Genomic DNA, 19,034 nt, shown 5'->3' with positions numbered 1-19,034 from the left:
CGCAGCTGCGTCCGACGAAAGTCCCACGCAAGATTACCGGCCTAGGTTCGCATCACCAAGCATGGAGCTTTTGATGCAACCGATTCAGCTTTTCGAACTCGCGTCCCGGCAGGCCCAGTGGCTGACCGTTCGCCAGAACGTGGTGGCCGGCAACATCGCCAATGCGAACACGCCGCACTACAAGGCGAAGGACGTCAAGCCGTTCGAAAGCGTGCTGCAGGACACCGGCATGCAGATGGCTGCGACGAACAAGGCGCACTTCACCGACGGCCTCCAAGCCTCGCAGGTCGCCGAAGTCGGCATGGTCGACGGGGTACAGATCCAGCAATCCGGCAACAGCGTCGCGATTGAGCAGGAAATGATGAAGACCGGCGAAATCAAGCGCGACTACGAGCTTAGCGCCGGGCTTGTGAAGGCGTTCCATCGCATGATGCTGATGACGGTACGGAAGTAAGAACCATGGATCCACTGACCTCAGCCCTCAAGGTATCGGCCTCGGGCCTCCAGGCGGAATCGACCCGCCTGCGTATCGTCTCGGAAAACATCGCCAACGCGCGCTCGACCGGCGACACGCCGGGCGCCGACCCCTACCGCCGCAAGACCGTCAGCTTCGCCGCCGAAGTCGACCGGGCAAGCGGCGCTTCGCTGGTCGAGATCGAACGGCAGGGCACGGACGATTCGGATTTCAACATCGAGTTTGATCCGGGCAATCCGGCCGCCGACGAAAAGGGCATGGTCAAGTTGCCGAACGTGAACATCCTGGTCGAGATGGCCGACATGCGCGAAGCCAACCGCGCCTACGAGGCCAACCTTCAGACCATCAAGCAGTCCCGCGATCTGATTTCCCAGACAATCGACCTGTTGAGAGCCTCGCAATAATGATCGATGCAGTCAAATCCCTCGGCGCGTTCTCGGTCACCAAAGAGACCGACGGCACCCGTTCCACATCTTCCTCCTCGTCGATCTTCGGCATGCCGGCCGCCACGCCGGGCGTGCCGCAGGGGCAGAGCTTCGCCTCGGTCCTCGGGGATATGGCGACCGATACCATCAACGCGATGAAAAAGGCCGAGGGCGCATCGCTCGACGGCATTCGCGGCCAGGCAAACACCCGTGAAGTTGTCGATGCTGTCATGAATGCAGAACAGTCGCTCCAGACAGCAATCGCCATCCGCGACAAGGTGGTTACCGCCTACCTCGAAATCGCGCGCATGCAGATCTGAAGGAACGAGACATGAAGGCCCTTTCCATTGCCGCAACCGGCATGAACGCCCAGCAGCTGAACCTCGAAGTGATCGCGAACAACATCGCGAACATCAACACGACCGGTTACAAGCGCGCGCGCGCCGAATTCTCCGATCTGCTTTATCAGACCGAGCGCGCCCAGGGCGTGCCGAACCGTTCGAACCAGGCAATCGTTCCGGAAGGCGCGATCATCGGTCTCGGCGTTCAGACGGCTGCCGTGCGTAACCTGCATATCCAGGGAAGCATGGTCAACACCGGCAACGACTATGACCTGGCCCTGATGGGCCGCGGCTGGTTCCAGGTCGAGACGCCGGACGGCGAGACGGTCTACACGCGTTCGGGCGCCTTCAACAAGAATGCGCAGGGCCAGCTCGTGACCATCGACGGTTACACGGTCGTCCCCGGCATCACGGTTCCGCAGGATGCGACGGAAATCGCCTTCACCAGCTCCGGTCAGGTGATGGTGCGCATCGGCAACGACCCCGCGATGCAGGAAATCGGTCAGCTGACGATCGCCAACTTCGTCAACGAAGCTGGTCTGGAGCCGCAGGGCGACAACCTCTTCAAGGAAACCCCGGCTTCCGGCGACGCCATCGTCGGTACGCCTGCGGACCCGGGCTTCGCCCAAATCAAGCAGAAGTACCTCGAGGCGTCCAACGTCGATCCGGTCAAGGAAATCACCGACCTGATCTCGGCGCAGCGCGCTTACGAGATGAATTCCAAGATCATTCAGGCGGCCGATGAAATGGCGGCCACGGTGAGCAAGAACCTCAGGTAACGAAAGAGGGGGCAAACATGATGTTTCGCCGATCCGCAAACATCAAGGTTTCGAAAGACGACCGCGCCTCCACGGCGCTTCGTCTGGCGGCTGGCGCTTTGCTTGCCGCCACTTTCCTGTTGCCATCGGCAACCCTCGCGGAGCGGCTGACGGCGGTGATCCCGACGCGGACGATCTATCCGGGCGAAACGGTCGACCGCAGCCGCGTCGAAGTCGTCGAGGTTACCAACCCCGATCTCGCGGATGGCTACATCAGGACCCTGAACGAAATCGATGGCAAGGTCACCAAGCGCACGCTCCTGCCGGGCCGGGTGATCCTCGCAAACGCGCTGCGCGAGCAGTACGCGGTCGAACGTGGCTCCACCGTGCGCCTCGTCTTTAGCAACGGCGGCCTGACCATCAGCGCTGCCGGATCACCGCTCCAGGATGCCGCCATCGGCGAACTGATCCGGGCGCGCAATATCGATACCGGCATCATCGTTTCCGGAACGGTGATGGCCGACGGCACTGTCCATGTGGTGGCGAAATGAAAATGCTTGCCTGCAAATGGTTCCTGACGCTGGCCGTCGCGTTCTCCGTGGCGCTGACGCCGGCTCTCGGTGCGTCCAGGATCAAGGATGTCGCCTCGCTCCAGGCTGGGCGCGACAACCAGTTGATCGGTTACGGTCTCGTGGTCGGCCTTCAGGGCACCGGCGACACCCTGCGTGCCTCGCCGTTCACCGACCAGTCGATCCGCGCAATGCTGCAGAATCTCGGCATCTCCACCCAGGGCGGGGATTCCCGCACGCGCAACGTTGCGGCGGTATTGGTGACGGCCACCCTGCCGCCCTTCGCGAGCCCCGGCAGCCGCGTCGACGTGACGGTCGGTTCGCTCGGCGACAGCACTTCGCTGCGCGGCGGCACGCTGGTGATGACCTCGCTGTCGGGCGCGGACGGACAGATCTATGCGGTCGCTCAAGGTTCCGTCGTTGTGACGGGTTTTGCCGCGCAGGGTGATGCGGCAACGCTCAACCAAGGGGTGACGACGGCCGGGCGGGTTCCCAACGGCGCGATCATCGAGCGCGAGTTGCCGTCCAAGTTCAAGGACGGCTTCAACCTCGTTCTGCAACTGCGCAACCCGGACTTCTCGACGGCAGTCGGCATGGCGGCGGCGATCAACAAGTATGCCGCCCAGCAATATGGCGGCCGCATTGCCGAGGCCCGTGACTCCCAGTCCGTGCTCGTCGAAAAGCCGAAGATGGCCGATCTCGCCCGGCTGATGGCCGATATCGAAAACATCGTGATCGAGACCGATGTCCCGGCCCGCGTCGTCATCAACGAACGCACCGGCACGATCGTGATCGGCCAGGATGTTCGCATCAACGAGGTGGCGGTGAGCTACGGCACCCTGACCGTCGAGGTTAGCGAGACGCCGACCGTGGTTCAGCCGCTGCCGTTCTCGCGCGGACGGACGGAGGTGGAGCCGAACACCACCATCAACGCGCAGTCCGATGGCGGCACGGTGGCGATCCTCAACGGGTCGAGCCTTCGCTCCCTCGTCGCCGGTCTCAACAACATCGGTGTCAAGCCAGACGGCATCATCGCCATCCTGCAAAGCATCAAAACGGCTGGGGCCCTACAGGCGGAGCTAGTGCTGCAATGACGGCAAACATCAACCCATCTCTCGGCAAGGTACGCAATCTGCTGTTTGTCGGCGCGGCCGCAGCTTCGATGCTGACGATGCCCGGCGCATTCGCCCAGGACGTCACCGCACCTCCGGCAGCCGACGCGACGCAGAACGAGATTCAGCAATTCTGCACCAACATCGCCGACGCGGCACGCGACCAGCGGTATGTTTTGCAGCGCAAGGACCTCGAGACCTTGCAGGCAAGCATCGACGAACGCATCGCGACGCTGGAGAAGCGCCGCGATGAGTACGAGGACTGGCTGAAACGCCGCAACGATTTCCTGAAACAGGCCGAACTCGGGCTCGTCGATATCTACAAGACGATGAAGCCGGATGCGGCCGCCGGCAAGCTCGAAATGGTCAATCCGGCAATCGCCGCGGCGATCGTCATGCAGCTGCCGCCGCGGCAGTCGTCGCTGATCCTCAGTGAAATGAGCGACGAGAAAGCGGCAGCTCTCACCAACATCATTTCGAGCGCCAGCGACCCGAACACCTCGAAGGAACCATCATGAAAATGCGTCTAACGGCCGTGCTGACGGCGGCGGGTCTGCTTGCCGGATGTCAGAACCAGGCGTTCAACGAGATTGGTCGGGCGCCTTCGATGAGCCCGATCGGCAGCGGCCTGCAGTATTCCCAGACGCCGCAGCTGGCGATGTATCCGAAGCAGCCGCGCCAGGTGGTGAACGGCTACTCGTTGTGGAACGACCAGCAGGCGGCTCTGTTCAAGGACGCGCGCGCAATCAATGTCGGCGACATCCTGACGGTCGATATCAAGATCAACGAAGGCGCCACCTTCGACAACAAGACCGATCGCAGTCGCAAGAACGCAAGCGGCTTCAACATCGGCGCCAACGGCAAATCGCAGTCGAGCGATTTCGACTGGTCGGGCGAGTTGAAGTACGGCTCGAACACCAAGACCGAAGGCGATGGCAAGACCGAGCGTTCGGAAAAGCTGCGGCTGCTCGTTGCGGCTGTCGTCACCGGGGTGCTCGAAAACGGCAACCTGCTGATCAGCGGTTCGCAGGAAGTGCGCGTCAATCACGAACTGCGCATTCTCAACGTCGCCGGCATCGTCCGGCCGCGGGACGTCGACGCCGACAACGTGATCTCCTACGACCGCATCGCCGAGGCGCGTATTTCCTATGGCGGCCGCGGTCGCCTGACCGAAGTGCAGCAGCCGCCCTACGGCCAGCAGATCATGGACCTGATTTCGCCGATCTGACGGCAGGGAATGGCAAGATGGAAGAACTCGATTCCGCCAATGCTTCGAAGTCGCCGTCGAAGATCATAACGATTGCGATCGTCGCGGTGCTGACGCTCGTCGCCGGCGGCGGCGGCTGGCTGGTCGGCGGCCTGCTCGCGCCGCCTCCGCCCAAGGAGCAGGTCGAGGCGACGAAGGAACCGGCTGCCAATGCCACCGGCGAAGAGGGCCTGCCGAAGGTTGCGACGGAAGCGAACGGCGTCGTCCAGCTGGAGCCGATCACCACCAACCTTGCCTATCCTTCGGAGAATTGGATACGGCTCGAGGTGGCGCTGCAGTTCGACGGCGCGCCCGATCCCAAATTGGCCGAGCAGATCCACCAGGATATCGCCGCCTATCTGAAGACGGTCTCGCTGCAGCAGATTCAGGGGCCGCGTGGCTTTCAATATCTCCGGGATGACATTCAAGAGCGGGTTGACCTGCGCTCCGATGGGCGCGTAACCAATGTGATGTTCAGAACCTTCGTCATCCAATGATTCGATAAATGGTCCGGCTTGTCGCCTTTATAGTTGCCATGATGGCGATGTCCGGTATCGCCGGCGCCCAGAGTTTTCCCTCTGATATCCTGAATACGCCTGTCGACGGGTCGGCCGCCTCGTGGATCATCCGCACCTTCGGCCTCTTGACCGTTTTGTCGGTGGCCCCGGGCATTCTGATCATGGTCACCAGCTTTCCGCGTTTCGTGATCGCCTTTGCGATCCTGCGCACCGGCATGGGGCTGGCGACTACCCCATCCAACATGATCATGGTTTCGCTGGCGCTGTTCATGACCTTCTATGTCATGGGCCCGACCTTCGATCGCGCATGGCGTGACGGCATCGACCCGCTGATGAAGAACCAGATTACCGAGGCTGAGGCGATCCCGAGGGTCACCGAGCCCTTCCGCGAATTCATGCTCGCCAACACCCGCGACAAGGATCTGCAGCTCTTCATCGATATCGCCAAGGAAAAGGGCCAGACGGTCGTCGTCGACGACAAGGTCGACCTCAGGGCGGTCGTGCCCGCCTTCATGATTTCGGAAATCCGTCGCGGCTTCGAAATCGGCTTCCTGATCATGTTGCCGTTCCTGGTGATCGACCTGATCGTCGCCACCATCACCATGGCCATGGGTATGATGATGCTGCCGCCGACGGCGATTTCGCTACCCTTCAAGATCCTGTTTTTCGTGCTGCTCGACGGCTGGAACCTGCTCGTCGGCAGTCTCGTTCGCTCCTTCAGCTAGATAGACGCCTGTCAGCGAACGGTTGACGCTTCGAACAGACACAAAAAAGGCAGCGCCTTGGCGCTGCCTTTCGTCGTTCAGGATCGAGTGTTCGCTCGCCTAGCGCTCGAACGAGCTGGTACGCGCCGGCAGGGCCGGGACGTCGATATGGTCGGGCGCCAGGCCTTTTCGTGCGCGGTCAGCCATCATTTCGTAGCCCTGTTCCAGGTGGCGGCAGAAGCGTTCGGCGTCGAACAGCGGCATGCGGAAACGGTTTTCCTCGAGAGTCTTGCGGTAGTCGGCAATCTTGTCGCGGTTGCTGTAGAGTGCGACTGCCTCGCGCACATAATCCTCCGGCCCTGCGGCAACGAGTTCCGGCACGCCGATGGCGTTGAGCAGGCTCTCGCTCACGCGCGAGGCGAAGTTGGTGCCCTTGAAGGTCAGGACCGGAAGGCCGGCCCAAAGCTGCTCCGACGTCGTCGTGTGGCCATTATAGGGATAGGTGTCGAGGCCGATGTCCGCCACCGGAATACGGCTGATATGGTCGTGATAGAGGACCTTGGGGCAGACGACGATGCGTTTGGTATCGATGCCGGCGCTCTTGAACTTTGCGATGATGTTCGCTCGTGAGTCCGGGCGGCCGCACATTAGCCACAGCACGCTGTCCGGAGTCTGCTGAAGAATCTCGATCCAGAGGTTGATCGTCTGCAGCGATATCTTGCGATTGGCGTTGAACGACGCGAAGACGAACGCATCCTCGGGAAGGCCGAGCTGGCGACGCGACAATGCCGTCGGCAGCGGGCGGCTGTAAGGGTCGTTCGGCTGATAGGTCTCCGGCAGGCGGCAATATTTTTCGTAGTAATGCTTTTCGCTTCCGTCGGGCAGCACGTGGGGATCGCCGATGATGTAGTCCAGATCGACGTTGACGGTAGTGCCTGGGAAGCCGAGCCAGCTGACCTGGATGGGGGCGGCCTTGTGGTTGAAGATCGTCGCCCGGCTTTCGAGCGTGTGCCCCTTCAGGTCGACGAGGATGTCGATGTTCTGGGCGCGGATGACTGCGGCCGCATGCTCATCGGAAAGCTCGCCGATCTGGATGATATTGCCCCATTTTTCGCGGGAGCCGTTATCCCTTGCGACATTGCTGGGTGAAGTATGGCAGAACAGCGTGACCTCGAAGCGTGTGCGGTCATGCGCCTCAAGCGCCGCTGCCATCAGCTTCATGGTCGCGTGATCGTGCCAGAAGTCGGAAGACACATAGCCGATACGTATGCGATCGCCCCATGCATGTGCCATGGTCCGGCGCAACTCGGTGTTTTCCGGCGGGAAGGGGCGATATTGCGAGCCGGCGATCCGGTTAAGCCTCTCATCTCCGCACCAGGTAACGTGGTAATATGGCGCTTCCGACGAGAGGGTGTCGTCCTGACCAAGCTTCAGGGCTCTCTCGATATCACGGTGGTGCTTCTCGACCTCCGGATAGTCGTTAGCTTCGCGGGCGTAGACGAGGTAGGCCGAGCGCAGCGTCGCATTCTTCGGGTAGGCCTTGAAGAGATTGGCGACGGCTTCGCGGTCCTGCACATCGCCAACATCCGCTGTCAGGAGTTTGAATGCGAGCGACTGGTGATAGCGATTGGCGCTGGTCGAAAGTGGCGCCTTGAACAGGCCGAGAATCTCTTTCTGGTCGCGCTTCAGGAAAATCGAAGCGATGATGAAGGCGATATCCGGATCCGTCTTGGCCTTTTCGAGAAGCGGCAGGCCGATCGCAAGCGCTTCGTCTTCGTGCCCGTTGGTGAAATAGAGTTTCATCGCCTCCGTCAGATAATCCTGCGACCGTGAGCCGCCGGCCTCGCCGGCGAGCTGGTAGGCGCGCGCCGCTTCGGGCTTGAACCCCAGTTTCAGCAGAACCTTGGCAAGCAGCACATAGGTCTTCGTATCCCGATTGACGTTCATCAGGATGTTGAGCTGGTCGAGCGCGTCCGTGTACTGGCCTTTCTGGTATTGCCGGGAAGCGGTCGAGAAGATGGCTTGGGCGTTCACTGATAGCTCCGTCGTATGGGCTGCCGGCATCGAGGGCTTGGCACCTTGATGTCGTAAAGCGGGTCCTGCAGCCATCGTAGGGGCGGGACCTTGCCTCAGGCATGACGCGGCCGGCCCGGATTGGCGTGCGGTTCCGTCTCGCAAAGGGCCATTTCAATTGTCCGCCCGGTAACCCCACGCGTTCACTTAAAGCCTTGTTAAGTATAAATTATCTCTCGCCGGTACCGTCTCGGCATTTAAGGAATTCGCAAGCATTGGGCTCGATATTCGGCCTCACATGACGGGTTTGGTTTCTTCCGAGAAAGTCGTTGGAACCGAGAGGCATGAAGCCGATCCGCCATCACCGGTAGTGTAAACAGTCCGGTATGTCCCCCAATCGTCTTAAGTAAAAAAGGGACACTCTAATGACGAGCATCATGACCAATTCCGCCGCTATGGGCGCTCTCGCTACCCTGCGTTCGATCAACTCGCAGATGGAAACCACCCAGGACCGCATCTCGTCGGGCCTGCGCGTTGGTTCCGCTTCTGACAACGCCGCTTACTGGTCGATCGCAACCACCATGCGTTCGGACAACAAGGCGCTCTCGACCGTTCAGGACGCCCTCGGCCTCGGCGCTGCCAAGACCGACGTTGCCTACACGGCCATGGAAAACTCCAAGGACGTCGTCGACGAGATCAAGAAGAAGCTCGTTGCCGCCAGCGAGCCGGGCGTTGACAAGAGCAAGATCCAGAAGGAAGTCAAGGAACTGCAGAACCAGCTGGTGAGCATTGCCAAGTCGGCTTCGTTCTCTGGCGAAAACTGGGTTTACAACGACAACAACAACGCGGCTGCCACCAAGTCGATCGTCGGCTCGTTCAACCGCGACAACCAGGGCAACGTCAGCCTGACGACGCTCCAGTTCGACACGAACAAGAGCTCGCTGATCCAGGTCGACAGCACCGGCACCAACGTCACCAACGGCACGGGCCTGCTCTCCAGCAACATGGAGTACAAGGATGCAACCGGCTCGACCGTGACCGCCGGCTACAGCGTCCTGAGCATGGACATCACCAACATGACGGCCGGCGCTCTGGCTGAAGCCATCTCGGGCGTTGACGCAACGCTGCTGCAGATGACCGACGCTGCATCCGACCTCGGCGCGCTCAACAGCCGCGTCGAACTGCAGAAGAACTTCGTTCAGGACCTCTCGGACTCGATCGAGAAGGGCATCGGCAAGCTCGTCGACGCCGACATGAACGAAGAGTCGACCCGCCTCAAGGCTCTGCAGACGCAGCAGCAGCTCGGCATCCAGGCGCTCTCGATCGCCAACTCGAACTCGCAGAACATCCTGTCGCTGTTCCGTTAATCGGTCGCCAGACGACGCGGGTCTCGGTCCGCGCCGGATAGCAGAAATCGAAACCGCGCTTCGCAAGAAGCGCGGTTTTTTGTTGGGTTTATCGAATGTCGAAGCGTTCCGAAAATAATCGCAGCGTCTTAGGTCGGTGTTAACCACGATGGTGTTTTCTGTGTCCATCGAAGGAGCGGGTTAACCAACAACATTAACCGGTTAACAGGCATGACGCTGACCGCTTCTTCCCGGTAGCTCCCGGAATGTCCCTTTTTTTCGAGTATTGCCAACAAGGGGCACACATCCAATGACCAGCATCATGACGAACACCGCTGCAATGGCGGCTCTCTCCACTCTGCGTTCGATCAATTCGGATATGGAAACCACCCAGGACCGCATCTCGTCGGGCCTGCGCGTCGGTTCCGCTGCCGACAACGCCGCCTACTGGTCGATCGCGACCACCATGCGTTCGGACAACAAGGCGCTCGGCACGGTTCAGGACGCTCTCGGCCTCGGCGCTGCCAAGACCGACGTTGCCTACACGGCCATGGAAAACTCCAAGGACGTCGTCGACGAGATCAAGAAGAAGCTCGTTGCCGCCAGCGAGCCGGGCGTTGACAAGAGCAAGATCCAGAAGGAAATCAAGGAGCTGCAGAACCAGCTCATCAGCATTTCCAAGTCGGCTTCGTTCTCCGGCGAAAACTGGGTCTACAACGACGCGAACAACACGGCTGCCACCAAGTCGATCGTCGGCTCGTTCAACCGCGACGCCCAGGGCAACGTCAGCCTGACGACGCTCCAGTTCGACACGAACAAGAGCTCGCTGATCCAGGTCGACAGCACCGGCACCAACGTCACCAACGGCACGGGCCTGCTCTCCAGCAACATGGAATACAAGCTGGCAACCAACGGTGCGACCGTCACGGCTGGCTACAGCGTGCTGTCGATGGACATCACCAACATGACGGTGGGCGCTCTGGCCGAAGCCATCTCGGGCGTTGACGCAACGCTGCTGCAGATGACCGATGCCGCCGCTGACCTCGGCGCGCTCAACAGCCGCGTCGAACTGCAGAAGAACTTCGTTCAGGACCTCTCGGACTCGATCGAGAAGGGCATCGGCAAGCTCGTCGACGCCGACATGAACGAGGAGTCGACCCGCCTGAAGGCTCTGCAGACGCAGCAGCAGCTCGGTATCCAGGCGCTGACGATCGCCAACTCGAACTCGCAGAACATCCTGTCGCTGTTCCGTTAATCGGTCGCCAGACGACACGGGTTCCGGCCCGCGTCCGACAGCAAAAAATCGAACCGCGCTTCGCAAGAGGCGCGGTTTTTTCTTGGCGGGCTTCAGTGGCAAATGTCGAAAATACTGCGGCGTTTTAGCCTTTGTTAACCACGATGGTGTTTTCTGTGGCCAACGAAGCGGCGGGTTAATCAACATTAACAGGCATGAGGCTGACCGCTGCTTCCCGGTAATCCCGGAATGTCCCTTTACATTCCAAATCAGCCACAAGGGGCAATCAGCCAATGACCAGCATCATGACGAACACCGCCGCAATGGGCGCGCTTCAGACCCTGCGTTCGATCAACTCGCAGATGGAAACCACCCAGGACCGCATCTCGTCGGGCCTGCGCGTTGGTACCGCTGCCGACAACGCCGCCTACTGGTCGATCGCAACCACCATGCGTTCGGACAACAAGGCGCTCTCGACCGTTGAAGACGCCCTCGGCCTCGGCGCTGCCAAGACCGACGTTGCCTACACGGCCATGGAAAACTCCAAGGACGTCGTCGACGAGATCAAGAAGAAGCTGGTTGCCGCCAGCGAGCCGGGCGTTGACAAGAGCAAGATCCAGAAGGAAATCAAGGAGCTGCAAAGCCAGCTCGTGAGCATCGCCAAGTCGGCTTCGTTCTCTGGCGAAAACTGGATCTACAACGACACCAACAACACGGCTGCCACCAAGTCGATCGTCGGTTCGTTCAACCGCGACGCCCAGGGCAACGTCAGCCTGACGACGCTCCAGTTCGACACGAACAAAAGCTCGCTGATCCAGGTTGACGCCACCGGCGCCAACGTCACCAACGGCACGGGCCTGCTCTCCAGCAACATGGAATACAAGCTGGCGACCAACGGTGCGACCGTCACGGCTGGCTATAGCGTCCTGACCATGGACATCACCAACATGACGATGGGCGCTCTGGCCGAAGCCATCTCGGGCGTTGACGCAACGCTGCTACAGATGACCGATGCCGCCGCCGATCTCGGCGCGCTCAACAGCCGCGTCGAACTGCAGCAGAACTTCGTTCGCGACCTCTCGGACTCGATCGAGAAGGGCGTTGGCCGTCTCGTCGACGCGGACATGAACGAAGAGTCGACCCGCCTCAAGGCTCTGCAGACGCAGCAGCAGCTCGGCATCCAGGCGCTGACGATCGCCAACACCAACTCGCAGAACATTCTGTCGCTGTTCCGCTAAGCGAACGACAGGGAAGGGCGGGCGACTATTCGCCCCACTTTTCGACACAACAGAAAGGCCGCACGCCCCTCGGGGTCGTGCGGCCTTCTTCTTTTTTTTCATGGTTCTCAGTTTTGGGGCGCGTCGGCAGCGTGTGCGACCCATCCTTAACCGTTTGTCCATATTCCCTTATTTTTGTTCACCTTCGTTACCAGCTCGCTAACGTCGTTAACCATTTGTTAACCATGCGATCGTTACACATTGGTTAAGAGCGAAGGGTCGCCCCCAGGGCAAAACAGGGGCGATTCGCATGATGCCAGTCCCATCGCTGCCGGTTCTGCACTCCGGAATGTCTTCAGAAATTCATTCGGGGCAGGTGACCAATGACCAGCATCATGACCAATACCGCCGCTATGGCGGCGCTTCAGACCTTGCGTTCCATCAACACCGACATGGCCGAAGTCCAGGACCGGATTTCCTCGGGTTACCGCGTCCAGACCGCGGCGGACAATGCCGCCTATTGGTCGATCGCGACCACCATGCGCTCCGACAACGCCGCACTGTCGACCGTCGAAGATGCGCTCGGCCTCGGCGCAGCCAAGATCGATACGGCCTATGCGGCGATGAATTCGTCGATCGACGTCGTCAGCGAGATCAAGCGCAAGCTGGTCGCAGCACGCGAGCCGGGTGTCGACAAGCTGAAGATCGACAAGGAAATCACTGAACTCAAGAACCAGCTCCTGGCGGCCGCCCAGTCGGCATCCTTCTCCAGCGAAAACTGGCTCTACAACGCGAACGCGGCCTCGGTCGGCACCAAGTCGATCGTTGCCTCGTTCAACCGCGACGCCAACGGCAACGTGTCGGTCACCACGCTCGACTTCGACACGGCGCAATCCATGCTGATCGACACGGCCAATGCAAGCCGTGGTCTGCTGACCCGGAGCTACGACGCCTCCCAGCTCACCTCGCCGGTCGGCACCTCGGCCAAGCTGTTCCATCTGATCGGCGCGCCGGTGACCACGCCGAACGCGACCTCATCGGAAATCAAGCTGACGGCAGCGACCACCGATGCCCAGATGGACGACATGATCCGCGTCGTCGACCATATCCTCGGTCAGCTGACGGATGCAGGCTCCACGCTCGGTGCTATTACCAAGCGCATCGACATGCAGGAAAGCTTCATCGCCAACCTCATGGATACGATCGACAAGGGCGTCGGTCGTCTGGTCGACGCCGACATGAACGAGGAATCGACACGGCTCAAGGCCCTGCAGACCCAGCAGCAGCTCGGCATCCAGGCGCTCTCGATTGCCAACACGAATTCCGAGAACATCCTACGCCTGTTCCAACAGTAAGGCGCAATGGCGCAGAGCGGCCGGCCACGGCCGCCTGATCCGCCAAACCCTTCCGCGCCCTAGAACGGGGGCGGCAAAAGTTGAGTTCTGCCACGTCGTCGGTCACGGCACCCGGTGGAAACGGTTGGACCGCGCTAATTGCCCTGGCGCGGTCCAACACATTCATTTTCGCACAAGTTTGACCGAATAGCCTTCTCTCGCAGTCCTGTCGGATGACTGCCGGCCAAAATGAATCTTGGCCGCCGCCTGCATCGGATCGCCCCGGGAACGAATGTCTCCGGATCTCGCCGATGTACGTCAAGAATGTTGGGTTCTCCGCATCCGCGGCCGGACCCGTGGGAGACATGTCAGCAGTGCCAGGAGCAATGGAAGTTCGCGCCAGAGGGTGCCGTCTCGCGATCAGCCGGGGCTTGCCGCATCGCTGCGCTGCCACGAGTGACCGGTCATGAGTGCGATGCTCTCCCGCTACCTCAAGGATTTCAGCGCGCCGAAAGTCGAGCTGTCGCTGATGCCTCAAAAGTATTTCCCTGACCTGGACAGCGACTATGCCGATGGCGACCGCCTCGGCGCGAGGCCAGCCATGCCGGAGATCGACATCGACACGGAGCGCCGAAGGGCCTTTGCAGAAGGCCGTGCCGAGGCGACGGCCGAACTCGTCTTCGAACATGAACGCCAGATCGCCGACCTGCAGGCAGCCCACGCGGCCGAGCTCGCGGCATTGACCCAGCGCCTTGAAGCGGAAACCGCCGCCCGCCTGGCCGAGCGTTTTGCCGACCTGGCCGACAGCCTGGTCACAGCACTTGGCGATCAGACCGCTCGCGTTCTTGCACCCGTCATGGAGGATGCCCTCCTGCAGCGCGCCGTCGCCGACATGGCGCAGATGATCAAGCAGGGCCTGGTGGCCGGCGAGGGTTGCACCCTTGTCGTCAAAGGCCCGACCCAACTCTTCGAGGCGCTGAAGCGCCAGCTCGGGGAGGACATGCCGTTGTTCCGCCACGTCGAAACCGACGACATCGATCTCGCTGTCGAAATGGACGGTACGATCCTGGTGACGCGCATGGCCGCCTGGGCCGATACTGTCCGGAAAGTTCTCGCATGAGCGACGAAAACCATCACAACGGCAAGCATGAGATCATCATCGTCAAGCGCCACAGTGGCGGCCATGATGGGCATCACGGCGGCTCGTGGAAGATCGCCTATGCCGACTTCATGACGGCAATGATGGCCTTCTTCCTCGTCATGTGGCTGATCAACGCGGCCAACGAGGAAACGAAGGCAGCGATCGCCTCCTATTTCAACCCGGTGCAGCTGACCGACCAGAAGCCTGCCGAGCGCGGCCTGAAGGATCCGGCGAAGGACGCACAGGGTGAGGAGACGCAGCAGCGTTCCAAGGTTGATGGCGAGCAGGACAAGTCCGGCGGATCGGCCAAGACCGGCGACCAGCTGACGGCGACCTCGGGCGAAGAGACCAAGTACTCCGACGCAGACTTCTTCGAAAACCCCTATTCGGTGCTCTCCGAAATCGCTCGCGAAGTCGGCCAGCAGGCCAACATCAGCGTCAAGGGTGAGGGCGGGGCGGCGCAATCCGGGCCGGCAACCGGCGCCGACGGAGGCGAAGCCTATCGCGATCCGTTCGACCCGGACTTCTGGACCAAGCAGGTCGAAGTGCAGGACGCGGGCAACACGACCAAGAGCGATGTGGCGCTCGCCGCTGCATCGGCGATGCAGGCAGGCGGCGCTCCCGCGGTCGAGAAGTCCGAGGATCAAAAGCAGGCGGAGCAGGCGAAGGCCGAGAACGGCACGGATAAGACGGCCGAGAGCGACGCCGGCGACAAGCCGAAGACCGAGACGGCTGAGGCGAACGCAGAAAAGCAGGCCGAAGAACTCCAGGCGGAGCTCAAGAAGCAGCTTGCCGGTGAAGCCGGCCAACTGGCGGAAGGTCTCGTCGTAACTCCGGCCGAGGGCGGCCTCATGGTGACGATCAGCGAGCGCACGGACGCGCAGATGTTCGGCATCGGCTCAGCCGTGCCGCAGAAAGAGCTGGTGCTGGCGATGGAAAAGATCGGCCATCTGCTCGCCGAACGCCCGGGTGCAGTCGCGATCCGCGGCCACACCGACGGTCGCCCGTTCAAGGACGGCACCTATGACAACTGGCGGCTCTCGGCCGCGCGCGCCCAGAGCGCCTATTACATGCTCGTTCGCGGCGGTCTGAAAGAAGACCGCGTCAGCCAGATCAGCGGCTTTGCCGATCGGCGGTTGCAGATCCCCGGTGATCCCTACGCTCCGGGCAACCGGCGAATCGAGATCCTGCTGCAATCGGCTCCGGGTTAAACACGATGCTGAGACGCCTGCGATCGATCCTGATGACCTGCTGTGTGCTGGCGACCCCGTTTGCAATCGGGAATGCCAGGGCAAACGATATCGAGGAACTCGCACCCTTCAAGATGATCCGGTCGCTGCAATATGTGCAGGACTCCGTCGTGCTCGGCGATCATTCGGCGATCGAGATGCAGCGTTTCATGCTGGGCGCGATCGACAAGCGGCTGCGCGCGGCGGATCCCTCGGTGTTCCGCGACCCGCGCAACGTCGATGCCGCGCTGGTCTATGCGATGAGCGGCGGTAATCCTGAGACGCTGAAATATCTTTCGGACCATGACGTCGCCGGCAACTTCGATTCCCGCGTCACCGATACGCTGCGGCAGTATCTGAACGGCAAGGGCGGCCTGATCGTCGAAAACCTGTCCAAGGCTGCGCCGGAATATCGAAGCGCCCGCATCGGTCCGTATCTCTATCTCATTCTCGGCAACGCGACTTCGCAGCAGGATCCTGTTGCGGCGATGAAGTACTACGACTGGGCGCGTTTGACGGCTCCCGGCACGATCATCGAAGAGGCGGCCCTGCGTCGCTCGGTGTTCCTGGCGGTGCAGGCCAATGCGCCGGACAAGGGCTTCCACTATGCGCTGACCTATGCGCGCCGCTATCTGACGTCGCCCTATGCCAGCCAGTTTGCCGACGTCTTTGTTGAGCTGGCCGTCGCGCATTTCGGCGGAGAAGCCCAAGGGCGGATTTCCGAGATCCTCGATTTCATGGACGCACCGCGCCAGCGCGAGGTCTACCTGCGTGTCGCGCGCCGCGCCGCAATTGCCGGCAAGCAGGCCCTGGCGAAGCTCGCCTCGGAACGGGCCGAAGCGCTCGGCGCTGACGGAGCGGCGCAACCGAAAGTGCTCGCCGGCTTCTATGCAGGTCTGGCGTCCGTTCCATCCAGCGATGTGTTCGCCGCCACGGCAAGCATAGCAGCGATACCGGATGCGGAGCTCTCGCCCCGCGACCGCGCTCTGCGTGATGCTGCCAGGGCCGTCGCCGATGCGGTTGTCAGGCCGCCGAGCGATGAAAGCCTCACGCAAGCGTTTGCGTCTAAACCCGATAGACCGGTTGCGCACGATGCCGCGGCCGAAGGAGAGGAAACCGGCAGCGGCATGAGCCCCTTCGGCAACGCTCAGACCCCTGTGGTTGCAGCGGCCGATGCGGCGGAAGCCACGGTGGGCGAGGCTGGCGATCCCGAACACGACGGGTTCGTGGCGAAGGGGAGGTCGAAGATCGAAGAGATCGACGCTCTCCTGAAGGGAGAAGGGAAATGAGGGCTCTTGATGATAGCCTGCGTGGCCTGCCCCCGGCCCCTGCCGGTAAGGGCAATGGGCGTGCCGGCGGCAAGGACCAAGCAGGTGACCTCCAGGGCGGTGCCTTCGAGGACGCCGTGGCGAATGCTGGCCGGCAGAAGGCGAATGATCAGGCGGGGACTGGCAAAGGCCTCGGTGATGCCGGTACCGGTGATGACGCGGAGTCTGGAGCCTTGATCGACAAGGACAACATTGCCAAGACCACGGGCAGGCACGGTGCAGCCGCGCGCAGCATTGCCATCAGCCGCGACGATCAGGCGCTTGGCGACCATGCGCTCCATGACCGCTTTCCAACCACTGAGCGGGATATCAGTGCGCGGCGCGCGGCGGGCAAGGCTGATCAAGCCAAGGCGAGCGCTGATCTGGCAGGCGCGGGCGTCGCGACCGTCCCGGACGAATTGGCAGAGCGTATCGCTGCACTTGCGGAGCGATTGGCAAAGGCGCAGGCAAACGGCGAGCCGACCGCCGATGCCTATGTCGCCAATGGTGAGGGCGGCGAACGCTCGTCGGCATCGAAGACGGATATGGATGACCTGTTGACGCTGCTCGGTGGCGGTCCGATCGGACAGGCGCTCGGCGACGCGACCAGGGCCGGCCGTCAGCCCGCGGCTGGCCAGGGCGAGGGTGCTGGCATGCATGTCGCTGGCACCGGTGAGCACGGCGCGAAGGCGGAAGCTGCGGCAGGCGAGGGTGATCCGGACCGGCTCTTCCGCTTCGCCCGGGCCGACGGCAAGGGACAGGCCGTGACCATGAGCCTCTCCAAGGATGGAGAGGCGGCGTTCGACGGCACCCGCTCACAGGCCGCCAAGGTCGAGAATGTCACGGTGCTCGAGGCTCGGCGCTATCTGGGCATCTCGATGAACCCGAACACGAGCGCGGTGGCCGATGCGATCGCCGGCGAGGTCAGCGCCAGCCCGTTGCAGCCGAGCGCGGCCCTCAGCCAACCCGGCGCCTGGACCCAGGCGGGCAAGACGCTGAACACGCTGAAGATCCAGCTCCATCCGATCGAACTCGGTCTCGTCACCGCCACGCTGAGGCTGAAGGACGACGAACTGCAGGTCGAACTGAAGGTGGAAACCGGCGAGGCGTTCCGGCAGTTGCGCGACGACCAGAGCGAAATGGTGAAGGCTCTGCGTGCCCAGGGCTTTGCAGTCGACCAGGTCAACATCGTCTTCAATTCGGGCGGCGACACGTCACAGAGTGGTGGCTCGCAGACCCAGGCTCAGGCCCAGGCCGGGCAGCAGGGACGCGAGCGCGCCGACGGAAATGGCCAGGGACGCCAGCAGCGACAGGAAGACGGCCAGGCTTCGATGGCGGAAAGGTGGGGTGGCAATGGCGGGACGGACGATGCGGCTGCCGGCACTGAGCGCTCTCGCACTGGTCACGTCTACATGTAGTGCCTTCGCCGGCGTCTGTGAACGCGAGATCATGAGCGCGGCGGCGAAATACAACATCCCTGCCGGGATACTCTATTCCGTCGGGCTGACCGAAACGGGCCGCAAGGGTTCTCTTCAGCCCTATGCGATGAACATCGAAGGCAAGGCCTATTTCGGCAGCAGCGAACAGGACGTTCTCACGCAGTTCGGCAACGCTCGTGCGCAGGGGGCCAAGCTCATTGATCTTGGCTGCATGCAGATCAACTATTACTTCCATGGCGAGCATTTCAGCTCGCCGCAGGAGATGCTTGACCCGCGCAAGAATGTCGAATATGCCGCGCGCTTCCTGGCCAATCTGCACGCCAAGCATGAAACTTGGACCATGGCCGTTGCCCGCTACCACGCGGGTCCGAACAACGACCCGGCACAGAAGAAATATGTCTGTCGGGTGATCGCGAATCTTGTCGCGACGGGCTACGGCAAGTGGACACCGAATGCCACGCAGTTCTGCCAGTGAACAACCAGTAAGTGTATTTTTGATGGCGATGCCGCATTGTGGCGACAATGCGCGGACAATGTGACGGCAAGCGGATTTGTCGTGGTCCGTTAACTTTTCCACATTATTTTAGTGCCGCCGTTAACGATGTGCCACTAGATATAGATCAAAT

Annotated in this window: 20 protein-coding genes; 19 read left to right on the top strand and 1 reads right to left on the bottom strand. The window is 61.5% G+C overall.

All coding sequences use genetic code 11. The annotated features are described in order from the left end of the window. Positions 1-73 precede the first annotated feature (73 nt). Genes flgB through fliP form a run of 10 tightly spaced genes read left to right on the top strand, consistent with a single transcriptional unit; the run spans position 74 to position 6,169 of the window. Positions 74-454 (top strand): flagellar basal body rod protein FlgB, encoded by a 381-nt coding sequence (flgB, locus tag AB4Z53_RS02480; RefSeq protein ID WP_113536756.1) that lies wholly within the window; start codon positions 74-76, stop codon positions 452-454. A 5-nt stretch (positions 455-459) separates the two neighbouring features. Continuing rightward, entirely contained in the window at positions 460-879 is a 420-nt protein-coding gene (gene flgC, locus AB4Z53_RS02475) for a flagellar basal body rod protein FlgC (RefSeq protein WP_113536434.1), read from the top strand. Further along, positions 879-1,220: a flagellar hook-basal body complex protein FliE gene (locus AB4Z53_RS02470; protein WP_065372406.1), complete on the top strand. Its 342-nt coding sequence runs from the start codon at positions 879-881 to the stop codon at positions 1,218-1,220. Before flgC ends, AB4Z53_RS02470 begins: the two co-directional genes overlap by 1 nt. Before the next feature lie 11 nt (positions 1,221-1,231). Next, positions 1,232-2,020, top strand: a complete 789-nt coding sequence (flgG, locus tag AB4Z53_RS02465) for a flagellar basal-body rod protein FlgG (RefSeq protein WP_113536433.1) — start codon at positions 1,232-1,234, stop codon at positions 2,018-2,020. Positions 2,021-2,037: 17 nt separating this feature from the next. Further along, complete coding sequence (gene flgA / locus AB4Z53_RS02460) at positions 2,038-2,550, top strand: flagellar basal body P-ring formation chaperone FlgA (protein WP_113536432.1); 513 nt, start codon at positions 2,038-2,040, stop codon at positions 2,548-2,550. Further along, positions 2,547-3,662 (top strand): flagellar basal body P-ring protein FlgI, encoded by a 1,116-nt coding sequence (locus AB4Z53_RS02455; protein ID WP_113536431.1) that lies wholly within the window; start codon positions 2,547-2,549, stop codon positions 3,660-3,662. The genes flgA and AB4Z53_RS02455 overlap by 4 nt, the downstream gene beginning before the upstream one ends. Continuing rightward, the gene (locus AB4Z53_RS02450; protein ID WP_441594495.1) at positions 3,659-4,198 is read left to right on the top strand and encodes a MotE family protein; all 540 of its coding nucleotides are present in this window, start codon (positions 3,659-3,661) and stop codon (positions 4,196-4,198) included. The genes AB4Z53_RS02455 and AB4Z53_RS02450 overlap by 4 nt, the downstream gene beginning before the upstream one ends. Next, the gene (flgH, locus tag AB4Z53_RS02445; RefSeq protein ID WP_113536429.1) at positions 4,195-4,908 is read left to right on the top strand and encodes a flagellar basal body L-ring protein FlgH; all 714 of its coding nucleotides are present in this window, start codon (positions 4,195-4,197) and stop codon (positions 4,906-4,908) included. The genes AB4Z53_RS02450 and flgH overlap by 4 nt, the downstream gene beginning before the upstream one ends. Before the next feature lie 17 nt (positions 4,909-4,925). Next, positions 4,926-5,423, top strand: coding sequence for a flagellar basal body-associated FliL family protein (locus tag AB4Z53_RS02440; protein WP_113536428.1), 498 nt, complete (start codon positions 4,926-4,928; stop codon positions 5,421-5,423). Positions 5,424-5,431: 8 nt separating this feature from the next. Beyond that, positions 5,432-6,169 carry a flagellar type III secretion system pore protein FliP gene (gene fliP / locus AB4Z53_RS02435; protein ID WP_441594492.1) on the top strand — a complete coding sequence of 246 codons (738 nt, stop codon included), beginning with the start codon at positions 5,432-5,434 and terminating at the stop codon, positions 6,167-6,169. A gap of 99 nt (positions 6,170-6,268) precedes the next feature. On the opposite strand, the gene AB4Z53_RS02430 is transcribed toward fliP, so the two are convergent. Further along, complete coding sequence (locus AB4Z53_RS02430; RefSeq protein ID WP_441594490.1) at positions 6,269-8,212, bottom strand: O-linked N-acetylglucosamine transferase, SPINDLY family protein; 1,944 nt, start codon at positions 8,210-8,212, stop codon at positions 6,269-6,271. Between the two features lie 374 nt (positions 8,213-8,586). On the opposite strand from AB4Z53_RS02430, the gene AB4Z53_RS02425 reads away from it, so the two are divergent. The 9 genes from AB4Z53_RS02425 (at position 8,587) to AB4Z53_RS02385 (ending at position 18,883) form a co-directional block, all read left to right on the top strand. Beyond that, on the top strand, positions 8,587-9,528 hold the full coding sequence (locus tag AB4Z53_RS02425; RefSeq protein WP_113536425.1) for a flagellin N-terminal helical domain-containing protein: 942 nt from the start codon (positions 8,587-8,589) through the stop codon (positions 9,526-9,528). Positions 9,529-9,817: 289 nt separating this feature from the next. Further along, the gene (locus AB4Z53_RS02420) at positions 9,818-10,762 is read left to right on the top strand and encodes a flagellin N-terminal helical domain-containing protein (protein ID WP_113536424.1); all 945 of its coding nucleotides are present in this window, start codon (positions 9,818-9,820) and stop codon (positions 10,760-10,762) included. Positions 10,763-11,034: 272 nt separating this feature from the next. Continuing rightward, the gene (locus tag AB4Z53_RS02415) at positions 11,035-11,979 is read left to right on the top strand and encodes a flagellin N-terminal helical domain-containing protein (protein ID WP_441594487.1); all 945 of its coding nucleotides are present in this window, start codon (positions 11,035-11,037) and stop codon (positions 11,977-11,979) included. A 362-nt stretch (positions 11,980-12,341) separates the two neighbouring features. Beyond that, positions 12,342-13,313 (top strand): flagellin N-terminal helical domain-containing protein, encoded by a 972-nt coding sequence (locus tag AB4Z53_RS02410; protein ID WP_441594485.1) that lies wholly within the window; start codon positions 12,342-12,344, stop codon positions 13,311-13,313. A 445-nt stretch (positions 13,314-13,758) separates the two neighbouring features. After that, a complete protein-coding gene (locus AB4Z53_RS02405; protein WP_113536421.1) occupies positions 13,759-14,412 on the top strand; it encodes a hypothetical protein in 654 nt (217 codons plus the stop codon). Next, complete coding sequence (locus tag AB4Z53_RS02400; RefSeq protein WP_223726421.1) at positions 14,409-15,644, top strand: MotB family protein; 1,236 nt, start codon at positions 14,409-14,411, stop codon at positions 15,642-15,644. The genes AB4Z53_RS02405 and AB4Z53_RS02400 overlap by 4 nt, the downstream gene beginning before the upstream one ends. Positions 15,645-15,649: 5 nt before the next feature. Next, complete coding sequence (gene motC, locus AB4Z53_RS02395; protein WP_441594482.1) at positions 15,650-16,951, top strand: chemotaxis protein MotC; 1,302 nt, start codon at positions 15,650-15,652, stop codon at positions 16,949-16,951. Next, on the top strand, positions 16,948-18,387 hold the full coding sequence (fliK, locus tag AB4Z53_RS02390) for a flagellar hook-length control protein FliK (RefSeq protein ID WP_441594480.1): 1,440 nt from the start codon (positions 16,948-16,950) through the stop codon (positions 18,385-18,387). The genes motC and fliK overlap by 4 nt, the downstream gene beginning before the upstream one ends. Further along, positions 18,338-18,883, top strand: coding sequence for a lytic transglycosylase domain-containing protein (locus AB4Z53_RS02385; protein WP_291154342.1), 546 nt, complete (start codon positions 18,338-18,340; stop codon positions 18,881-18,883). Before fliK ends, AB4Z53_RS02385 begins: the two co-directional genes overlap by 50 nt. The last annotated feature ends 151 nt before the right edge of the window (positions 18,884-19,034 follow it).

This window comes from Ensifer sp. 2TAB8 (genome assembly GCF_052115125.1).
Classification (GTDB): Bacteria; Pseudomonadota; Alphaproteobacteria; order Rhizobiales; family Rhizobiaceae; genus Ensifer.
The sequence above is the reverse complement of the archived record's forward strand: the minus strand, read 5'-3'. Positions and strand labels throughout refer to the sequence as shown.

Coding starts and splice junctions, on each gene's coding strand:
- flgB (WP_113536756.1), top strand. CDS start 74: ATGCAACCGATTCAGCTTTTCGAACTCGCGTCCCGGCAGGCCCAGTGG.
- flgC (WP_113536434.1), top strand. CDS start 460: ATGGATCCACTGACCTCAGCCCTCAAGGTATCGGCCTCGGGCCTCCAG.
- AB4Z53_RS02470 (WP_065372406.1), top strand. CDS start 879: ATGATCGATGCAGTCAAATCCCTCGGCGCGTTCTCGGTCACCAAAGAG.
- flgG (WP_113536433.1), top strand. CDS start 1,232: ATGAAGGCCCTTTCCATTGCCGCAACCGGCATGAACGCCCAGCAGCTG.
- flgA (WP_113536432.1), top strand. CDS start 2,038: ATGATGTTTCGCCGATCCGCAAACATCAAGGTTTCGAAAGACGACCGC.
- AB4Z53_RS02455 (WP_113536431.1), top strand. CDS start 2,547: ATGAAAATGCTTGCCTGCAAATGGTTCCTGACGCTGGCCGTCGCGTTC.
- AB4Z53_RS02450 (WP_441594495.1), top strand. CDS start 3,659: ATGACGGCAAACATCAACCCATCTCTCGGCAAGGTACGCAATCTGCTG.
- flgH (WP_113536429.1), top strand. CDS start 4,195: ATGAAAATGCGTCTAACGGCCGTGCTGACGGCGGCGGGTCTGCTTGCC.
- AB4Z53_RS02440 (WP_113536428.1), top strand. CDS start 4,926: ATGGAAGAACTCGATTCCGCCAATGCTTCGAAGTCGCCGTCGAAGATC.
- fliP (WP_441594492.1), top strand. CDS start 5,432: ATGGTCCGGCTTGTCGCCTTTATAGTTGCCATGATGGCGATGTCCGGT.
- AB4Z53_RS02430 (WP_441594490.1), bottom strand. CDS start 8,212: ATGCCGGCAGCCCATACGACGGAGCTATCAGTGAACGCCCAAGCCATC.
- AB4Z53_RS02425 (WP_113536425.1), top strand. CDS start 8,587: ATGACGAGCATCATGACCAATTCCGCCGCTATGGGCGCTCTCGCTACC.
- AB4Z53_RS02420 (WP_113536424.1), top strand. CDS start 9,818: ATGACCAGCATCATGACGAACACCGCTGCAATGGCGGCTCTCTCCACT.
- AB4Z53_RS02415 (WP_441594487.1), top strand. CDS start 11,035: ATGACCAGCATCATGACGAACACCGCCGCAATGGGCGCGCTTCAGACC.
- AB4Z53_RS02410 (WP_441594485.1), top strand. CDS start 12,342: ATGACCAGCATCATGACCAATACCGCCGCTATGGCGGCGCTTCAGACC.
- AB4Z53_RS02405 (WP_113536421.1), top strand. CDS start 13,759: ATGAGTGCGATGCTCTCCCGCTACCTCAAGGATTTCAGCGCGCCGAAA.
- AB4Z53_RS02400 (WP_223726421.1), top strand. CDS start 14,409: ATGAGCGACGAAAACCATCACAACGGCAAGCATGAGATCATCATCGTC.
- motC (WP_441594482.1), top strand. CDS start 15,650: ATGCTGAGACGCCTGCGATCGATCCTGATGACCTGCTGTGTGCTGGCG.
- fliK (WP_441594480.1), top strand. CDS start 16,948: ATGAGGGCTCTTGATGATAGCCTGCGTGGCCTGCCCCCGGCCCCTGCC.
- AB4Z53_RS02385 (WP_291154342.1), top strand. CDS start 18,338: ATGCGGCTGCCGGCACTGAGCGCTCTCGCACTGGTCACGTCTACATGT.